Origin of the sequence: uncultured Sphingomonas sp. (assembly GCF_964250165.1) — a bacterium.
GTDB lineage: Bacteria > Pseudomonadota > Alphaproteobacteria > Sphingomonadales > Sphingomonadaceae > Sphingomonas.
In genome coordinates this window covers 1-14,708 of sequence record NZ_CAXUEK010000069.1, presented here as the reverse complement: position 1 = coordinate 14,708, position 14,708 = coordinate 1, and the positions used below count along the sequence as shown (strand labels likewise).

Sequence of the window (14,708 nt, the reverse complement as noted above, 5' to 3'; positions counted from 1 at the left end):
TCCTGCGCTGCAGCCACGAGCATCACAGCCTGGCGATGTTCCAGACCGCCGAGGCCCGGCTCGACCATCACTGCCTGGAGGCGGGCGACTGGGGCCTGATCCGCGACTGGGGCGATCATTTCGCCGGCGAGCACATCCCGCTGAAATGGGGCCCGGGGCGGCACGGTCCGGGCAACAACCTGTTCATGTTCATCCACGACCTCGACGGGAACTGGATCGAGCTGTCCGCCGAACTCGAGCAGGTCGCACCCGACCGCGCGGTCGGCGACTGGCTGCACGAGGAGCGCACGCTCAACAGCTGGGGCGCCGGCCTGCTGCGGAGCTGAACCGATGGCGACGGGTATCTCGCGCCGCGGCGCCGGCAGGATGGCGGCGGGCGCGCTGGCGGCCGGTCTCGCCGGGCGGGCGGCGGCAAGGCCGATCGCGCCCGTCCTGCAGTACGGGCGGCTGACGAAGGGCGACGCGGCCGCCGGCCGGCCGGCGGTGTTCTACGACCTGCTCGAACCCGCGGGCGGAGCGAGCCGCCCGCCCATCCTGATGATCCATGGTGGCGCGCATACCGGCGCCTGCTACCTCGCCACCGCGGACGGGCGCCCCGGCTGGGCACCGTATTTCGCGGCGCGCGGCCACCGGGTCTTCGTGCCCGACTGGCCCGGCGTCGGGCGCAGCGGCGGGGTCGCGCTTGGCCGCCTCGACGGCGCGCTCGTCCATGCCGGGCTGGCCGAGGTCCTCGCCGCGGCGGGCGAGCCGGCGATCGTGGTCGCGCACTCGATGGGCGGCACGTTCGGCTGGACGCTGCTCGAAAGCCACGGCGCGCGCATCCGCAAGCTGGTGGCGGTGGCGCCCGCGCCGCCGGGCAACATCCAGCCGGCCGCCGTCGTGGTCGCGCGCGGCGCCGGCTATGTCGATGTCCGGCAACCTGCCGGCGTCATTCGCCTGCTCCTCGACGCGCCCTTCTTCCCGCCGCGGTCATGGGCCGAGCACAAGCTGATCGGCACGGGCAGGCAATTTCCTGCCGACGCGCACGAGGCCTATCTCGCCTCGCTGCAGCCGATCGCGCCGAAGCTGCTGCTGGAGCGCACGAACGTCGACGGGCGGCAGCTGCGGATTGCCGATTTCGCCGGCTTCGCGCGCAAGCCCGTGCTGCTGGTGGTCGGCACCGACGACCTCGACCATGGCGAAGCCGCCGACCGACCGATCGTCGACTGGCTCAACGCGCGCGGCGCGGACTCGCGCTTCCTGGCGCTCGGCAGCGAGGGCATCTCGGGAAACGGCCACATGATGATGCTGGAGCGCAACAGCGATGCGATCGCCGCGCTGCTCGCCCGCTGGATCGACGACTGACTCCCGACGATGGTGCTCGGCACGACACGATTCTTACCATTTGCGAATTGGGTGGTGTCGTCCTACACAACAGGATGGCCGCAAGGGGCCGTGGACGGCGACCGGCTGGATGAGGATCATGCGACGCATACGGCGTCCGGCTCATCCCAGATTTCGTTCCTGATCTCGGGAACGGGTGCAGCCGAGCAGAGAGGATGACCCAGGAGATGCGGATCATGTCTGGATGGCGTCGCGGCGTGATGACGGCCGGCGCGCTGTCGCTCGCGGCCGGCGCGCAGGCGCAGGCGCGGCAGCTGCTGGTGCTCGACGGTGTGACCGTCGTCGACACGCGCAGCGGCGCCTTGTCGCCGCGCCGCGCGGTCGTGATCGAGGGCGATCGGATCGTCCGCATCGCGGCGGCGGGTTCGGTCAAGGCCGCGCCGGGCGTGCGCACGATCGTCGCGCGCGGCAAGTATGTCGTGCCCGGCTATTTGGACATGCACGCCCACCCGCTGACCACGGGCAGCGCGGCGGGCGACCTGCGGGTGATGCTGTCGCTCGGCGTCACCGGCTATCGCCAGATGAACGGCAGCCCCGAGCTGCTCGCGCAGCGCGCGGCGGGCACGCTGTCGCCGCCGGGCGCACCGACGCTGCTGGCGCTGTCGGGCACGATCCTCGCCGGTCCGCCGTTCGCGACGCCCGAGCTGGCGGTCGCCGAGATCCGCCGCCAGAAGGCGGCAGGCGCGGACTTCATCAAGGCGATCGACCTGCCGCCGCCCGCCCTGTTCGCCGCCTATGCCGAGGCGAAGGCCGACGGGCTGAGCATCGCCGGGCACCTCTCGCCGCTGGTCGACGTGCGCCAGGCGGCGGCCAGGGGCATGAACGCGATCGAGCATCTCGGCCCACGCGAGTCGATCCTGCTCGGCTGCTCGTCGGCCGAAGCCGCGCTGCGCGCCGACCCGCCGTCGGCGCCGCAGCGCCCGCAAGGCGCGCCCGCGGGTCCGCCGCCGCCGGCCGTCATGGCGCGGATGCTGGTCAACCCGATCGCCTTCACGACGCCCGACACGTTCCGGCGCTATGCCCGGGTGCTCGATACCTATGACGCGGCGAAGTGCCGCGAGCTGGCGGGTGAGTTCGCGCGCTACGGCACGTGGCAGACCCCGACGCTCATCCGCCTGCGCACGATGGAGCTGGGCGACGATCCTGCCTATGTGAACGATCCGAACCTGCGCTACGTCGCGCGCCCCAACCGCGAGTTGTGGGCGTCGGTCGCCAAGCAGTTCCAGGGCGCCATCGGCGCGCCCGCGCGCGCCGAACTCGCGCGCCTGTTCGCGGCGCAGCTCGCGCTGACCAAATTGTTCTACGACACGCACGTACCGATGATGGCGGGTTCGGACCTGGGCGGCGGGTTCGTCGTTGCCGGCTACGGTCTTCATCAGGAACTCGACCTGCTCGCGCAGGCCGGGCTGCCGCCGCTCGCCGTGCTGCAGATGACGACGCTGAACGGTGCCAAATATCTGCACCGCGAGGCGACGATGGGCAGCGTCGACGCCGGCAAGGTCGCCGATCTCGTGGTGCTCGACGGCAATCCGATCGCGTCCGTCGCCAACCTCCACCGGATCGACGCGGTGGTGCATGACGGCCGCTATTACACGGCGGACGACCTCGCTGCGCTGCGTCGCCAGACCGAGCAGGAATCGCGGTGAGCGCCGCGGCGAGCGACCTCGCCGCAGGGGTGATCGGCGAGGTCGCGGCCGATCCGCGCGCGCGCCTGATGGCGGCGCCGATGAGCCGGTTCCAGTGGATGGCGGTGGCGATCACCGTCGCGCTGTGTGCGCTCGACGGGTTCGATGTGCTCGCGATCACCTTCGCCGCGCCGGCGATCGCGGCGGGATGGGGGATCACCAAGGCGGGGCTCGGCTGGGTGTTCTCGGCCGGGCTGCTCGGCATGGCGGGGGGGTCGTTCTTCCTCGCGCCGCTCGCCGACGTCATCGGGCGGCGGCCGCTCGTTCTCGTCAGCCTGGCGATCATGGCGGTCGGTTCGTTTGTCGCGGCGTCGGCCGGCGGGATCCCGCTGCTGCTGACGGCGCGGCTGTGCACCGGCGTCGGCGTCGGCGCGATGATCGCCACGATCAACCCGCTCGGCGCGGAATACGCCAACGAGCGACGCCGCGAGGTGGCGCTGTCGGTCCTCAACATCGGCTATCCGCTCGGCGGCGTCGTCGGCGGGTTCGTCGCGGCGCTGCTGCTGCCGCATCTCGGCTGGCGCGCGATCTTCCTGACCGGCGGCGTGCTCGACGTGACCATGTTCGTCGTCGCGATCGCGCTGCTGCCGGAGCCGCTGGCGTTCCTGCTGGCACGGCCGCGTCCGGGCTCGCTCGCCCGCGCCAACGCGTATCTGCGCCGCTGCGGGCATGCGCCCGTGACCGAGCTGCCCCCCGCCGCCTTGCGCCAGGCCGCGCCGACGATCCAGCTGTTCCGCGGCGGCATGGCCGCGCTCACGCTCCAGGTGACCGCGATCTACCTGCTCTACGTCATCTCGATGTTCTTCATGCAGAACTGGCTGCCGACGCTGGTGACCGACCGCGGCTATACTCCCGCGCAGGGCGCGACCGTCTCGATGCTGATGAGCATCGGCGGGATCGCCGGCGGGCTGTTCGTCGGCGCCGCGGCGGGCCGGCTCGGGCTGAAGGCGGTGGTGGTCGGCGCGATGCTGCTGGCGGCGTGCTTCATCGCGGTCTTCGGGCTCACGCCGCGCGACCTGCTGCTGCTCTCGGTCGGCGCGGTGGTGGTCGGCGTGGCGCTGTTCGGCGGCATGATCGGCCTCTACTCGGTGATCTCGCGCACCTTCCCGGTCGGCATGCGCGCCAGCGGCACCGGCCTGGTGATCGGCATCGGCAGGCTCGGCAGCGTGACGTCGCCCATCGTCGCGGGCGCGCTGTTCACCGCGGGGCTCGCTGCCGGCGCGGTATCGGCGGTGATGGCGGTGCCGGCGCTGGTCGCGGGCATTCTGCTCCTCCGCTTCCGCGTCGGGGCAGGAGAGCGGATGACCGGCTGACGCCGTCAGCGTGCCGTCGTGGCGGCGCAGCGGCGAGCGAAGGCGAGCTGCTCGTCCTGAAACGCGGCACCGTCGCGGTGTAAGTCGGTGCAATGCCCCGTTCCCGGCCGCAACGCGGCATCGACGTCGGGTGCCGCCGCCAGCAGCGCGGCAAACCGCGCGACCTCGTCCGCACCGCCGACCCAGAGACGGTCGTGCTCGGCCAGCCGATAGTGCACCGGCACCCGGACCTTGCCGAGCAGTTCGGGTGCGATCGCGGGCCAGCCCGTCACGATGTCGATCAACTCGGCGCGCGGCACCGGCGCGTCGGCATCGTGGCTCAATCCCGGCATCGACGCGTCGAACGTTTCGGGAGGCCCGAACATCACGGCGTTCTTGAGCGCCGCCGGCAGCTCCACCATCGTGGTTTCGGGCAGGCTTGCCCAGGCGGCGCCGGCTTCGGGCGGGCTGTCCAGGCACATGCCCGAAACCGCGACGCCGATCAGCGGCCACGACGGTTGCCGCGCCGCGATCGCCAGCGCGATCGCCGCGCCGATCGAGTGGCCGAGCAGGACGACCGCGCGCTCCGGTGCCGGCCCGACCAGCGCGGCGATGATCGCGTCGAGCCGCTCGGCACTGTTGCGGATCGTCTCGCTGCCGGGATCGAGCGGCGTCGTCTCGCCGTAGCACGGTCGGTCGAGCGCGACGATCGGAATGCCGGCGTCGGCCGCGCGCTCGATCAGCGAGAAGCCGGGCAGGTCGAAATAGGCGGAGGTATAGGTGCCGCCGTGCAGCGCGATGATCAGCGGCGCGTCGGGCGCTGCGGGACGATCGGACGTGCTCCGGCGACCGGACACGCGCCATCCCCGGATGGTGTCCACAAACCGTTCGCTGACATGGTCATGCATCGCGCAGCTCCCGTGCGGGTTCGTCATCCACGTCGAGCGCTTCGCCGTTCGCGTCGGATGCCGGCGGCGACCACCCGGCGACCCGGTCGAACACGCCTGCCACCCACTGCGCACCACGCCATGCGACATGCTGGTCGGGCCGCACGAGCGTCAGCGGCCGGTCGTAGCGCCCGTCCGCCTCGTCGTCGGTGATGTGTATGATGGCCAGCCCGATGCCATGCCGGGCGGCATCGGCCAGCGCCATGGCCACCTGCTCGGCATCGGCGTCGGACCGCGCGATCAATGCGAACCCGGGCCCGAACACGTCGTAGAGCGACCGTCCGTCGGCACGCCAGACATGCGGTGCCAGGCAGCCGATCCGGCTCGACGGCACGTACCGGCGGTCGTCCGGTGCATCGCGCACCGGCGGCTCTCCGGTCGCGAGCACCGGCGAGGTCTTGTAGCAGCCGCCGAGCACGGTCTTCAGCGTGTGGAACTCGCGCTGCTTCACCGCGACGATCCGCTCGCCCACCGCGCGGCGCATCGCGTCGCCGGCATCGCCCGGCTGCTCCAGCCCGTCCGACCAGAAATCATTCGACAGCACCGCGTGATTCGCCTTCGCCTCGGCGATCACCTCCTCATGGATCGCGCGGCGCTCGATCTCGTAGCTGTCCAGCAGCGCCGGGCCGCCCCAGCCCTGCACCGTCGCGGCGAGCTTCCAGCCCAGGTCCACGCCGTCGGCGACGCCCATGTTCATGCCGTAGCCGCCGAACGGGGGGTGCAGGTGGCAGGCATCGCCGATCAGGAACACGCGGCCCTTGCGATAGCAGTCGGCGATCAGGCTGCTGGCAACCCACTCGTCGCTGCTCAGGATCTCGTAGGGAAGGTCGATCCCGGTCGACTCGCGGATCAGCGCGGCGGCATTGTCGGGCGTGATCTTGAAGCCGTCGGGTAGCCGCGTCGGCATGAAGAACCATATGTCGCCCTGGTCCATCGGACCGATCAGGCTGGGAGCGGCCGGGTTGACCTGCCAGTACATCGTCGCCGGGCCATGCCCGTGCGCCTCGGCAAGACCCGGTGCGCGGAACACGATGTTGTAGTTTCGCGACAGCCCGTAGGTGCCGTGCATCGTCGCACCGACCACGTCGCGCAACGCGCTGCGCGCGCCGTCGGCGCCGACGGCATAGCCGCACCGGACGGGCAGTTCCGCGCCGGTGCCGCGATCGCGCAGGACCAGGTTGATCCCGTCGGCGTCCTGCGCGGCCGACACGAACTCGGTGCTGAAGCGCAGCGTGACCGACGGCAGCGTCTCGGCATGCTCACGCATTACCTGTTCCAGCTTGTACTGCGGCACCCATTGCCCATGCTCGGGATAGAGCTCGTTCCTTGCGGGATGGCAGTTGGATGCGTCCTCGATCCGCGCCAGTCCGAACCCGCCGAGGCGGGTCACGAAATTGACGGTCGAGGGATATTCGACTCCGAACGGCGAGACCGCCGCCAGTCGATCGGCGATCCCCCAGCGCCGCAGATGCGTGCGGGTGCGGACATTGGTGGTCTTCGCGCGCGGCGCGTAGCCGACCCGGTCGTTGCGTTCCACCAGCAGGCAGCGGATGCCACGCGTGCCGGCCTCGATCGCGAGGGCCAGGCCGCTTGGCCCGGCACCGACGACCACGACATCATATTCCGTGATCTTGCCCATCCCGCCCGCTTCTCCGTCTGTACGGCGCATCACGCTCCGCCGGGCGTCTGGCGCGCCCTGGATTGCCAGTGATAGGCCAGCGGCCACGATTGCAAAACGATGGCAAATGGTGCGCGGTGTTGCCGGATCGGCATCGTTCAGCGCCCGGTTCCCCATGGCGGGTGATCGCCGAGCGCAAGATCGGGCTGCCCAGCGACAGTGGCGCCATGGCCCCACGCTTTGCCCGTCGGCGCGTCGGACCGCGGCCGGATCGGCGGCGGGACGCCGCAGGCCGGTTACGGGGAGAGCACCGGCTGATTCAACGCAGACCGGCGCAACAGGTCGCAGAGGTGCTGGGCGACCGGCGTCAGCGGCAGGCGCGAGCGGCTGACGATGCAGATCGCCGGCGCGTTCAGCTCCTCCGCCACCTTGATCTGAACCAGCAGCCTGCTGCTGCGCACGAAGCTCAGCCACTGCTGCGGCAGCATGGCGAGCACGTCGGACGCGGCGGCGACCGTAATCATCGACAATGCGCTCTGCGCCTCAACGGCGATCACCGGCTTCGGCAGACCATAGTGTCGGAACAGCGGCGACAACTCGGCTTCGCTGTCCATCGTCACCGAGGTCGCGACCCACCGTGCGTCGGCCAGACCGGCGAGCGAGCCGGCCTCGCGCAGCGGGTGTCCGCGTCTGGCCAGGATCACCCGGCTGTTCTCGAACAGCTTCTCGCTGGCATAGTCTCCCCCCAGCTTGTCCTCGGCGAGCGGCCCGACATAGAAGTCGATCGTCCCGCCGCGGATGTCGGCCTCCATCGCCGGGAACAGCCCTTCGGTGATCCGCAGCCGAACGTCGGGGTAGCGCCGCTGGAAGGGACCGAGCACTAGGGGCAGCATCGACACATGGGGCGCCGTCGACAAGCCGATCGAGACCGTGCCCGTACTGGCGCCCTTCAATTGCTGCACCTCATCGCGGGCGCGCTCGAGCTCCAGCTGGACGGCGGCGGTGCGTCGGACGAACGCCTCGCCGATCGGGGTCAACGTCATGCCGACGGCGCTGCGCTCGAACAGGGTGACGCCGAGTTCGTGTTCGAGTTCCTGGATGCTGCGGGTCACGGCGGGCTGCGCGATGCCGAGATGGCGCGCCGCGCGCCGCAGGCCGCCCAGTTCGGCGACAGCGACCACATGATTGAGTTGCACGAGTTTCACGGTGATGCGCCTTTAGCAACACCCTGATATATTTGCCATCGTTTCCCCATCGCCGAGCTTGGCCTATCGCAATCGCCAAGAAGGCGCGTAGACGCCGGCCGGAGCGCGTCGCGCGGCTTTGATCTAGGAGGGGTGATGATGATTTCGCACAAACTGGGCCTGATGGCGGCGAGTTCGATGATGAGCCTGGCCCTCGCGGTCGCTCCCGCGGCCGCGCAGGACACTTCGACCCCGGTCACGCCCGCGGCGCAGCCCGACCCGACCGCCCAGGCGACGCCGCTCACGCAGAGCACCGCGCCCTCCGCGGATGCGGCGTCGGCCAATGCGACGCCCGGTCAGGAGGGGCTTGGCGATATCATCGTCACGGCGCAGCGGCGCTCGGAGAACCTGCAGCGCGCGGCGGTCGCGGTCAGCGTCGTCCAGGGGGCGGATCTGGTCGCGGCGGGCATCACCCAGCCCGGCCGGCTCGGCGAGCTTGCGCCCGCGCTGACCGTGCAGCCGTCGAGCACCGGCAACCTCATCTTCCTGCGCGGCGTCGGCAACTTCACGCTGACGCCGAACAGCGATCCGGCGATCGCGTTCAACTATGACGGCGTCTATATCGGTCGCCCGTCCTCGACCAGCGGCCTGTTCTTCGATCTCGACCGGATCGAGGTGCTGAAGGGGCCGCAGGGCACGCTCTACGGCCGCAACGCGACCGGCGGCGCGATCAACGTGATCCCCGCCCAGCCCAAGCTGGGCGAGTTTTCCGGATACGTGACGGCCAGCTACGGCAACTACAATGCCCTGGTGGCGGAAGGTGCCGTCAACCTGCCGCTGGGGGAGAACGGCGCGTTGCGCGTCTCGGCGAGCAGGTCGAAGCATGACGGATATCTCAAGGACGGCACGTCCGACGACGATACGACGTCGTTGCGCGTGCAGCTGAAGGCGGCACTTACCCCGTCCCTGACCGTCCGCGTCGCCAGCGACTACAGCCATATCGGCGGCGCCGGATTCGGCGTCTCCTACGTCAGCAACTACAACCTCAACCCGGTCGCCGGCAGCTATGTGACGATCAAGCCGCCGCTCGGCCTCGACGAGGGTTTGTACACCGCGGCCTCGCAGGCCTACCGTTCGACCATCTTCCTGCCCGTGTCGGGCCGCCGGCTGGATGCGATCGCGCCCTATCCGTTTCAGGACAACAATTTCTACGGCGCCAATGCGCAGATCGACTATGACACCGGCGCGGGGACGCTGACGATCATTCCGGCATGGCGTTATGCCGCGCAGGACTATCTCTCCGAGGCAGGGTCGTTTCCCTACCGCAACCGCGAGAAGGACGAACAGTTCAGCGTCGAGGCGCGCTTTACCGGCACCCGGATCGGCGCCTTCGATTACACGCTCGGCGGCTATTTCTACAGCGACTCGATCAATTCGCGCGTGGCACTGAACCTGTCGTCGCAGGAGAGCTTCACCCGCGCACGGTATCTGACCAAGTCGTTCGCGCCGTTCGGACGGTTGACGGCGCATCTTTCCGACCGCCTGCGCATCGTCGGCGGCCTGCGCTATTCGAAGGACATCAAGCAATTTAACAGCGACGGCACTTCGCTCACGCTGGCCTGTCTGGTGCGCGTGAACGGCGTTCCGACCTGCCCGAACGCGACGCTGTTCGCCAGCGTCGACGACATCTCGCAAGTGCCGTTCCCGATCCCGCCCGGGCCGGGCGCAATCCCGCAGGGAACCTCCGGCGCGCTCGTTGTTCGGGCCGCCTCGGCCTATAACAGCCGGCTGACCAACGACCGCGTGACCTATCACGGCGGCGTCGAGTTCGATCTGGCGCCGCGGTCGCTCTTCTATGCGACGGTCGAGAGCGGCTATCGTTCCGGCGGCTTCTCCGGCGCGGTTGGTTTCGAGACCTACCAGCCCGAACTCATCACGGCCTATACGGTCGGGCTGAAGAACCGCTTCTTCGACAACCGCGTCCAGCTGAACATCGAGGGCTTCTGGTGGGATTATACCAACCAGCAGGTCTCCCATGTGGGCCTCGATCTCAGCACGCCGCCGCGCACCGCGCAGTTCATCCAGAACATCGGCACGTCGCGGATCAAGGGGGTGGAGGCAGAGGGGCGCGTGCTCGTGACGCCCACCACGCTGCTGAGCGCGGACGTCCAGTATCTCGATGCGAAGAACCGGGCGTTTACCTATCAGCAGGGCAGCGCCAACGGCGCGCCGCTGACCGGCTGTGCCTTTTCGCTGGCGCCCAACCCGCTCTATTACAATGTGAACTGTGCCGGCAAGCAGGCCTACAACTCGCCCACCTGGACGGTTAACCTGACAGCGCAGCAGACCTTCAACGTCGGTGACTACAAGGTCGTCGCGGGAGGCGACACGCAGTACAAGAGCAGCCGCACGGTCGGGTTCGAGTTCCTGCCGGAACAGCGTCAGGGCCCGACCTGGACGACGAACGCGCAGCTGTCGTTCGGTCCGGCAAGCGACCGCTGGTCGATCGCCGGCTTCGTGCGCAACATCGAGGACGACCGCATCCTGAACTTCGCGACGACGCATCCGCTGGCCAATGTACTGGTCGGCGGATCGACTGCGCCGCGGACCTATGGCGCACGCGTATCGACCAAGTTTTGACGGCCGGAACAACGATCGGATGAGGTGAATGAGGTTCGTACGGTTCGACGACGGCGACGGCGCGAAGATCGGTGCCGTGAAGGGCGATGCGATCGTGGACCTCGCCGCTGCGGGTTGTCGCTGGACGACGATCCGGGCGATCGCCGGCGGCGGGGCGGCGGTGTTGGCGTCGCTTCAGGACACGGTCGCCAAAGCTGAGCCGGTGTTGGCGTTGAGCGAGGCGCGCCTGCTCGCGCCGATCGAGCGTCCGGGCAAATATCTGGCGATCGGGATGAACTACGCCAAGCACCTGGAGGAGGCCGACAAGCTCGGTGTTGCGCGCGCGAAGCACCAGACCTGGTTCAACAAGCAGACGACCTGCATCTCGGGCCCCTATGATGACATCGACCCGGGGGTGACGGAGCAGCTGGACTATGAGGTCGAGCTGGGTGCGGTGATCGGCGCGCCGGCGAAGCATGTGAGCGAGGCGGAGGCGCCCGCCCACGTGTTCGGCTATTTCGTCGTCAACGACGTGTCGGCGCGCGACTGGCAGTTCCACACGCCGACGTTCACGATGGGCAAGTCGTTCGACACGCACGGCCCGATCGGGCCGTGGATCGTCACGGCTGACGAGGTTCCCGATCCGCACGCGCTCGCCTTGCGCTGCTCCGTCAACGGCGAGCTGCGGCAGCGCAGCGACACCGGGCAGATGATCCACAATCTGTGGGCGCAGATCGCCTATCTGTCGACCGCCTTCACGCTGGAGACCGGCGACCTGATCGCGACCGGCACCCCGGAAGGGGTCGGGGTCGGGATGGAGCCGCAACAGTTCCTGCAACCGGGCGATGTGGTGCGGTGCGAGATCGACGGGATCGGGGCGATCGAGAACAGGGTCATCGCGCCCAGGCCCTGAGCTCGGGCGCACAAGCGAAGGATATGCCGACATGCCGGTTCTGGGACCACTCTCCTTCACGCTCGAAGTGCCCTCGCTCGACGAGGGCGTGACCTTCTACACCGACGCGGGGCTCGTGGCCGACGTCGCGGGCGATATCGCGCGGCTGCGCTGCCCGGGGCAGGACCGCGACTCGATCGTGCTGCTCGGCGGATATCCCCGCAAGCGCCTGCACCACATCTCGCTGCGTGCGGACCAGCTGGACGAGATGGCGACGCTCGCGCCGCAACATGGCGGGAAGACGGTCGCCGCGCCCGAGGGGTTCGAGGATAACGGCCTGTGGGTCGAGGATCCGCACGGCATGCTGATCCACCTGTCGGAACGCCCCGCCGACCCGGAACTGGAAGCGGCCGAGCCGTTTCAGGTCAACGCGCCCGGGCTGACGGTGCGCAAGCGCCGCTCGGCGATGCTGCCCGGCGCCTCCTATGCGCCCGCCAAGCCGCTGCGGCTCGGCCATATCCTGGTGTTCAGCCCCGACGTGCCGGCGAGCGTCGCCTTCATGACCGACGCGCTCGGCATGGGGCTCGCCGACCGCGCGCAGGACATCATCGCGTTCTGCTGCGCGCGCAAGGACAGCGACCATCACGTCGTGGCCTTCGCCAAGTCGCCCGGCGTCGGCTTCCATCACGGCAGCTTCATGGTCAGCGATCCCGACGAGGTCGGCCGCGGCGGCCGCGCCCTGCTCGCCAAGGCGAGGCTGGGCGACTGGGGCTTCGGCCGGCATACGATCGGATCGAACTTCTTCCATTACATCCAGGACCCGTGGGGCAGCTGGTTCGAATATTATTCCGACATGGATCACATCGACGATTATGCGCTGTGGACCCCGACCAATTACGAGATGGCGGACAGCCTGGCGAACTGGGGGCCGGATGTTCCGCACGATTTCGTGCACAATTACGAAGCGGACGCAGAAGCCTTCCGCGCCGATCGCAGGAAACCGGTCAGCGTTTTGACCGGATAGGAGCTTGATGTCGAGCCTGGACCATATCAACGTCACGCGGTGGGGCGAGTCCGGCCCGAGCGTCGTGCTCGTCCATGGCAGCGCGCAGGGCAGCAGGGTCGGCGGCGATCATCATTTCCGCGCGCAGCAGGCGCTGGCCGCCGAAGGCTGGCAGCTGATCGTCCCCGATCGCCCGGGGCACGGCGCCAGCCCCGCGCCGGGTCGTCCGGACGATGCCGAGGCCGATGGCGCCTGGGTCGCGGAGCTGCTGGGTGACGGCGCGCATCTGGTCGGTCATTCGTTCGGGGGTTGCGTCGCGCTCGCGGCCGCCGCGCGGCGCCCCGAGGCCGTGCGTTCGCTCACGCTGATCGAGCCGGCCATGCAGAAGCTGGCGGTCGACAATCCGCACGTGCGTCGGTTCGTGCTGAAGCTGGTGAGCACGATCATCTTCTCCTTCTCGCCCGAGCGCCGCGCGGTGCGCTTCGCCAAGCTGATCGGCATCCCCGGCGGTATCCGCGGCGGGTCGAGCCGTGCGGAGCTGAAGGCGATGGGCCGCGGCATCGCCAAGCTCAAGGTGCCCGCGGCCGCGACGCTGCGGCACGAGCTGGAGACGATCAGGCAGGCCGGTATCCCGCTGCTGGTGGTGACGGGGGGCTGGAACCCCGCATTTGACGCGGTCGGCGCACGGGCCGCCTCAGTCGGCGGCGGCCGGCACGAGATCGTCGCATCGGCCGATCACTTCCCCAATCTGACGCCGGCGTTCAATGCCGTGCTGACCGGGTTCATGCGCGGCGCGGCCGCATCCGCAGAGGCGCCGCGTGCGTGACGACGGCTGCCCGCCGGCGGACGATCCGTCCGGCCCGGCGCTGCTGGCCGATCTGCTGGCGATCAGGCGGCGATAACTCCCGCCTGAACCGACAGCGTCATGGGTCGCCCAGCGCGACCTCGACCGCAGCGATCACGTCATGCAGGATCCGACGCAGGCGCGTCCTGTCCGCCTCGTCGACGCGCGCCAGCGCCTCTGCGCTGACGCTGTCGATCGCGGCCGTGATCGCCGCGCGCTGCGCGATCGCCTGCGGCGTAAGCCGCACCAGCGCGCTGCGCCGGTCGTCGGGATCGGGCTCGCGCTCGATGACGCCGTCGCGCTCCATCCGGCCGAGCGTCGCGGCCATGGTCGGCTGCTCGATCCCGGCCCGCTCGGTCAGGACCTTCTGCGCCAGCCGCTCGCCGGGCATGAGCGCGGTCAATACCGGCAGGTATCCTGACGAGAGGCCGAGCGGCATGAGCCGGCGGTCGGCAAGCCGCCTGAGCAGCCGCGCGGTTCGGTTTACCAGCTCCCCCAGCGAGGGCTCACGCTCCACAGTATAGCTTGCTATGCATATCCATCGTACGCTATATAAACGGGGATCGGTAACGGCAGCAAGGACACGGGCAATGACATTGAGAGGCAATGCCGGACGCTACGGCATAGGGGCCGCCACGTTGCACTGGGTGTCGGCCGCCGCCATCGTGGGGATGGTGACGATCGGTTTCGTGGCGGCCAACAGTGCGGATGCGGAACGGACGGCGGCGTTGCTGCGGGTCCACGTGCCACTGGGCCTGCTCGTGCTCGCCCTCACCCTGGCGCGACTGGGGTGGCGGCTGTTCGATCGCCGGCCCGCCGCACCGGCCGGGCCTCGCTGGCAGCGCATCGCCGGCCGCCTGAACCACGCCGCCCTGTACGGCATCGTCATCCTGATGGGCGTGAGCGGCATCGGCGTCATGGTCCTGTCGGGCGCGGCCGCCATCTTGTTCTCGGGCGCCACGACGGCGCTGCCGCGCTTTTTCGACTTCGCGCCAATGAAAGCGCACGCATTCGGCGCGATCGTACTTGTCGGCCTCGTCGGCCTCCATGTCGGCGCCGCGATGTACCATCAATTCTACCGCCGCGATCACCTGCTCGCGCGGATGAGGATCGGGAGCGGCGATGTGGAGAGTGCGTCGGATGTGACCGCGTTCAACTACGGCGCGGCCATCCGGCCGATCGCCGACTAGACTTGCTTTCTGATTGATTGAATCGATTTGGGGTACACGGGCGCTGTATTG

General features: G+C 69.3%; 13 protein-coding genes. 9 read left to right on the top strand and 4 right to left on the bottom strand.

Annotation, left to right across the window (positions count from 1 at the left end; genetic code table 11):
- From ACFE64_RS12550 to ACFE64_RS12535, 4 genes are all read left to right on the top strand, one after another.
- On the top strand, positions 1 to 326 hold a 326-nt coding region (locus tag ACFE64_RS12550; protein ID WP_375392801.1), incomplete at its 5' end, for a VOC family protein.
- Positions 327 to 330: 4 nt separating this feature from the next.
- Positions 331 to 1,344 carry an alpha/beta fold hydrolase gene (locus tag ACFE64_RS12545; RefSeq protein WP_375392800.1) on the top strand — a complete coding sequence of 338 codons (1,014 nt, stop codon included), beginning with the start codon at positions 331 to 333 and terminating at the stop codon, positions 1,342 to 1,344.
- Positions 1,345 to 1,559: 215 nt separating this feature from the next.
- A complete protein-coding gene (locus tag ACFE64_RS12540) occupies positions 1,560 to 3,029 on the top strand; it encodes an amidohydrolase family protein (protein WP_375392799.1) in 1,470 nt (489 codons plus the stop codon).
- Positions 3,026 to 4,381 carry an MFS transporter gene (locus ACFE64_RS12535; protein ID WP_375392798.1) on the top strand — a complete coding sequence of 452 codons (1,356 nt, stop codon included), beginning with the start codon at positions 3,026 to 3,028 and terminating at the stop codon, positions 4,379 to 4,381. Before ACFE64_RS12540 ends, ACFE64_RS12535 begins: the two co-directional genes overlap by 4 nt.
- A gap of 5 nt (positions 4,382 to 4,386) precedes the next feature.
- Here ACFE64_RS12535 and ACFE64_RS12530 read toward each other — a convergent pair whose 3' ends face one another.
- From ACFE64_RS12530 to ACFE64_RS12520, 3 genes are all read right to left on the bottom strand, one after another.
- Complete coding sequence (locus tag ACFE64_RS12530) at positions 4,387 to 5,217, bottom strand: alpha/beta hydrolase (protein WP_375392797.1); 831 nt, start codon at positions 5,215 to 5,217, stop codon at positions 4,387 to 4,389.
- 43 nt (positions 5,218 to 5,260) lie between these two features.
- Complete coding sequence (locus ACFE64_RS12525; protein WP_375392796.1) at positions 5,261 to 6,976, bottom strand: FAD-dependent monooxygenase; 1,716 nt, start codon at positions 6,974 to 6,976, stop codon at positions 5,261 to 5,263.
- A gap of 245 nt (positions 6,977 to 7,221) precedes the next feature.
- Positions 7,222 to 8,106 carry a LysR substrate-binding domain-containing protein gene (locus tag ACFE64_RS12520; protein WP_375392795.1) on the bottom strand — a complete coding sequence of 295 codons (885 nt, stop codon included), beginning with the start codon at positions 8,104 to 8,106 and terminating at the stop codon, positions 7,222 to 7,224.
- A 162-nt stretch (positions 8,107 to 8,268) separates the two neighbouring features.
- Between ACFE64_RS12520 and ACFE64_RS12515 the strand changes: the two genes are divergently transcribed.
- Genes ACFE64_RS12515 through ACFE64_RS12500 form a run of 4 tightly spaced genes read left to right on the top strand, consistent with a single transcriptional unit; the run spans position 8,269 to position 13,449 of the window.
- Positions 8,269 to 10,749: a TonB-dependent receptor gene (locus ACFE64_RS12515; protein WP_375392794.1), complete on the top strand. Its 2,481-nt coding sequence runs from the start codon at positions 8,269 to 8,271 to the stop codon at positions 10,747 to 10,749.
- Positions 10,750 to 10,777: 28 nt separating this feature from the next.
- Positions 10,778 to 11,641: a fumarylacetoacetate hydrolase family protein gene (locus ACFE64_RS12510; RefSeq protein WP_375392793.1), complete on the top strand. Its 864-nt coding sequence runs from the start codon at positions 10,778 to 10,780 to the stop codon at positions 11,639 to 11,641.
- Positions 11,642 to 11,672: 31 nt separating this feature from the next.
- Positions 11,673 to 12,644, top strand: coding sequence for a VOC family protein (locus tag ACFE64_RS12505; RefSeq protein ID WP_375392792.1), 972 nt, complete (start codon positions 11,673 to 11,675; stop codon positions 12,642 to 12,644).
- A gap of 7 nt (positions 12,645 to 12,651) precedes the next feature.
- Positions 12,652 to 13,449, top strand: a complete 798-nt coding sequence (locus tag ACFE64_RS12500; RefSeq protein ID WP_375392791.1) for an alpha/beta fold hydrolase — start codon at positions 12,652 to 12,654, stop codon at positions 13,447 to 13,449.
- 97 nt (positions 13,450 to 13,546) lie between these two features.
- Here ACFE64_RS12500 and ACFE64_RS12495 read toward each other — a convergent pair whose 3' ends face one another.
- Complete coding sequence (locus ACFE64_RS12495) at positions 13,547 to 13,906, bottom strand: MarR family winged helix-turn-helix transcriptional regulator (RefSeq protein WP_375392790.1); 360 nt, start codon at positions 13,904 to 13,906, stop codon at positions 13,547 to 13,549.
- A gap of 151 nt (positions 13,907 to 14,057) precedes the next feature.
- Between ACFE64_RS12495 and ACFE64_RS12490 the strand changes: the two genes are divergently transcribed.
- Positions 14,058 to 14,657 carry a cytochrome b gene (locus ACFE64_RS12490; RefSeq protein WP_375392789.1) on the top strand — a complete coding sequence of 200 codons (600 nt, stop codon included), beginning with the start codon at positions 14,058 to 14,060 and terminating at the stop codon, positions 14,655 to 14,657.
- Positions 14,658 to 14,708 lie beyond the last annotated feature (51 nt).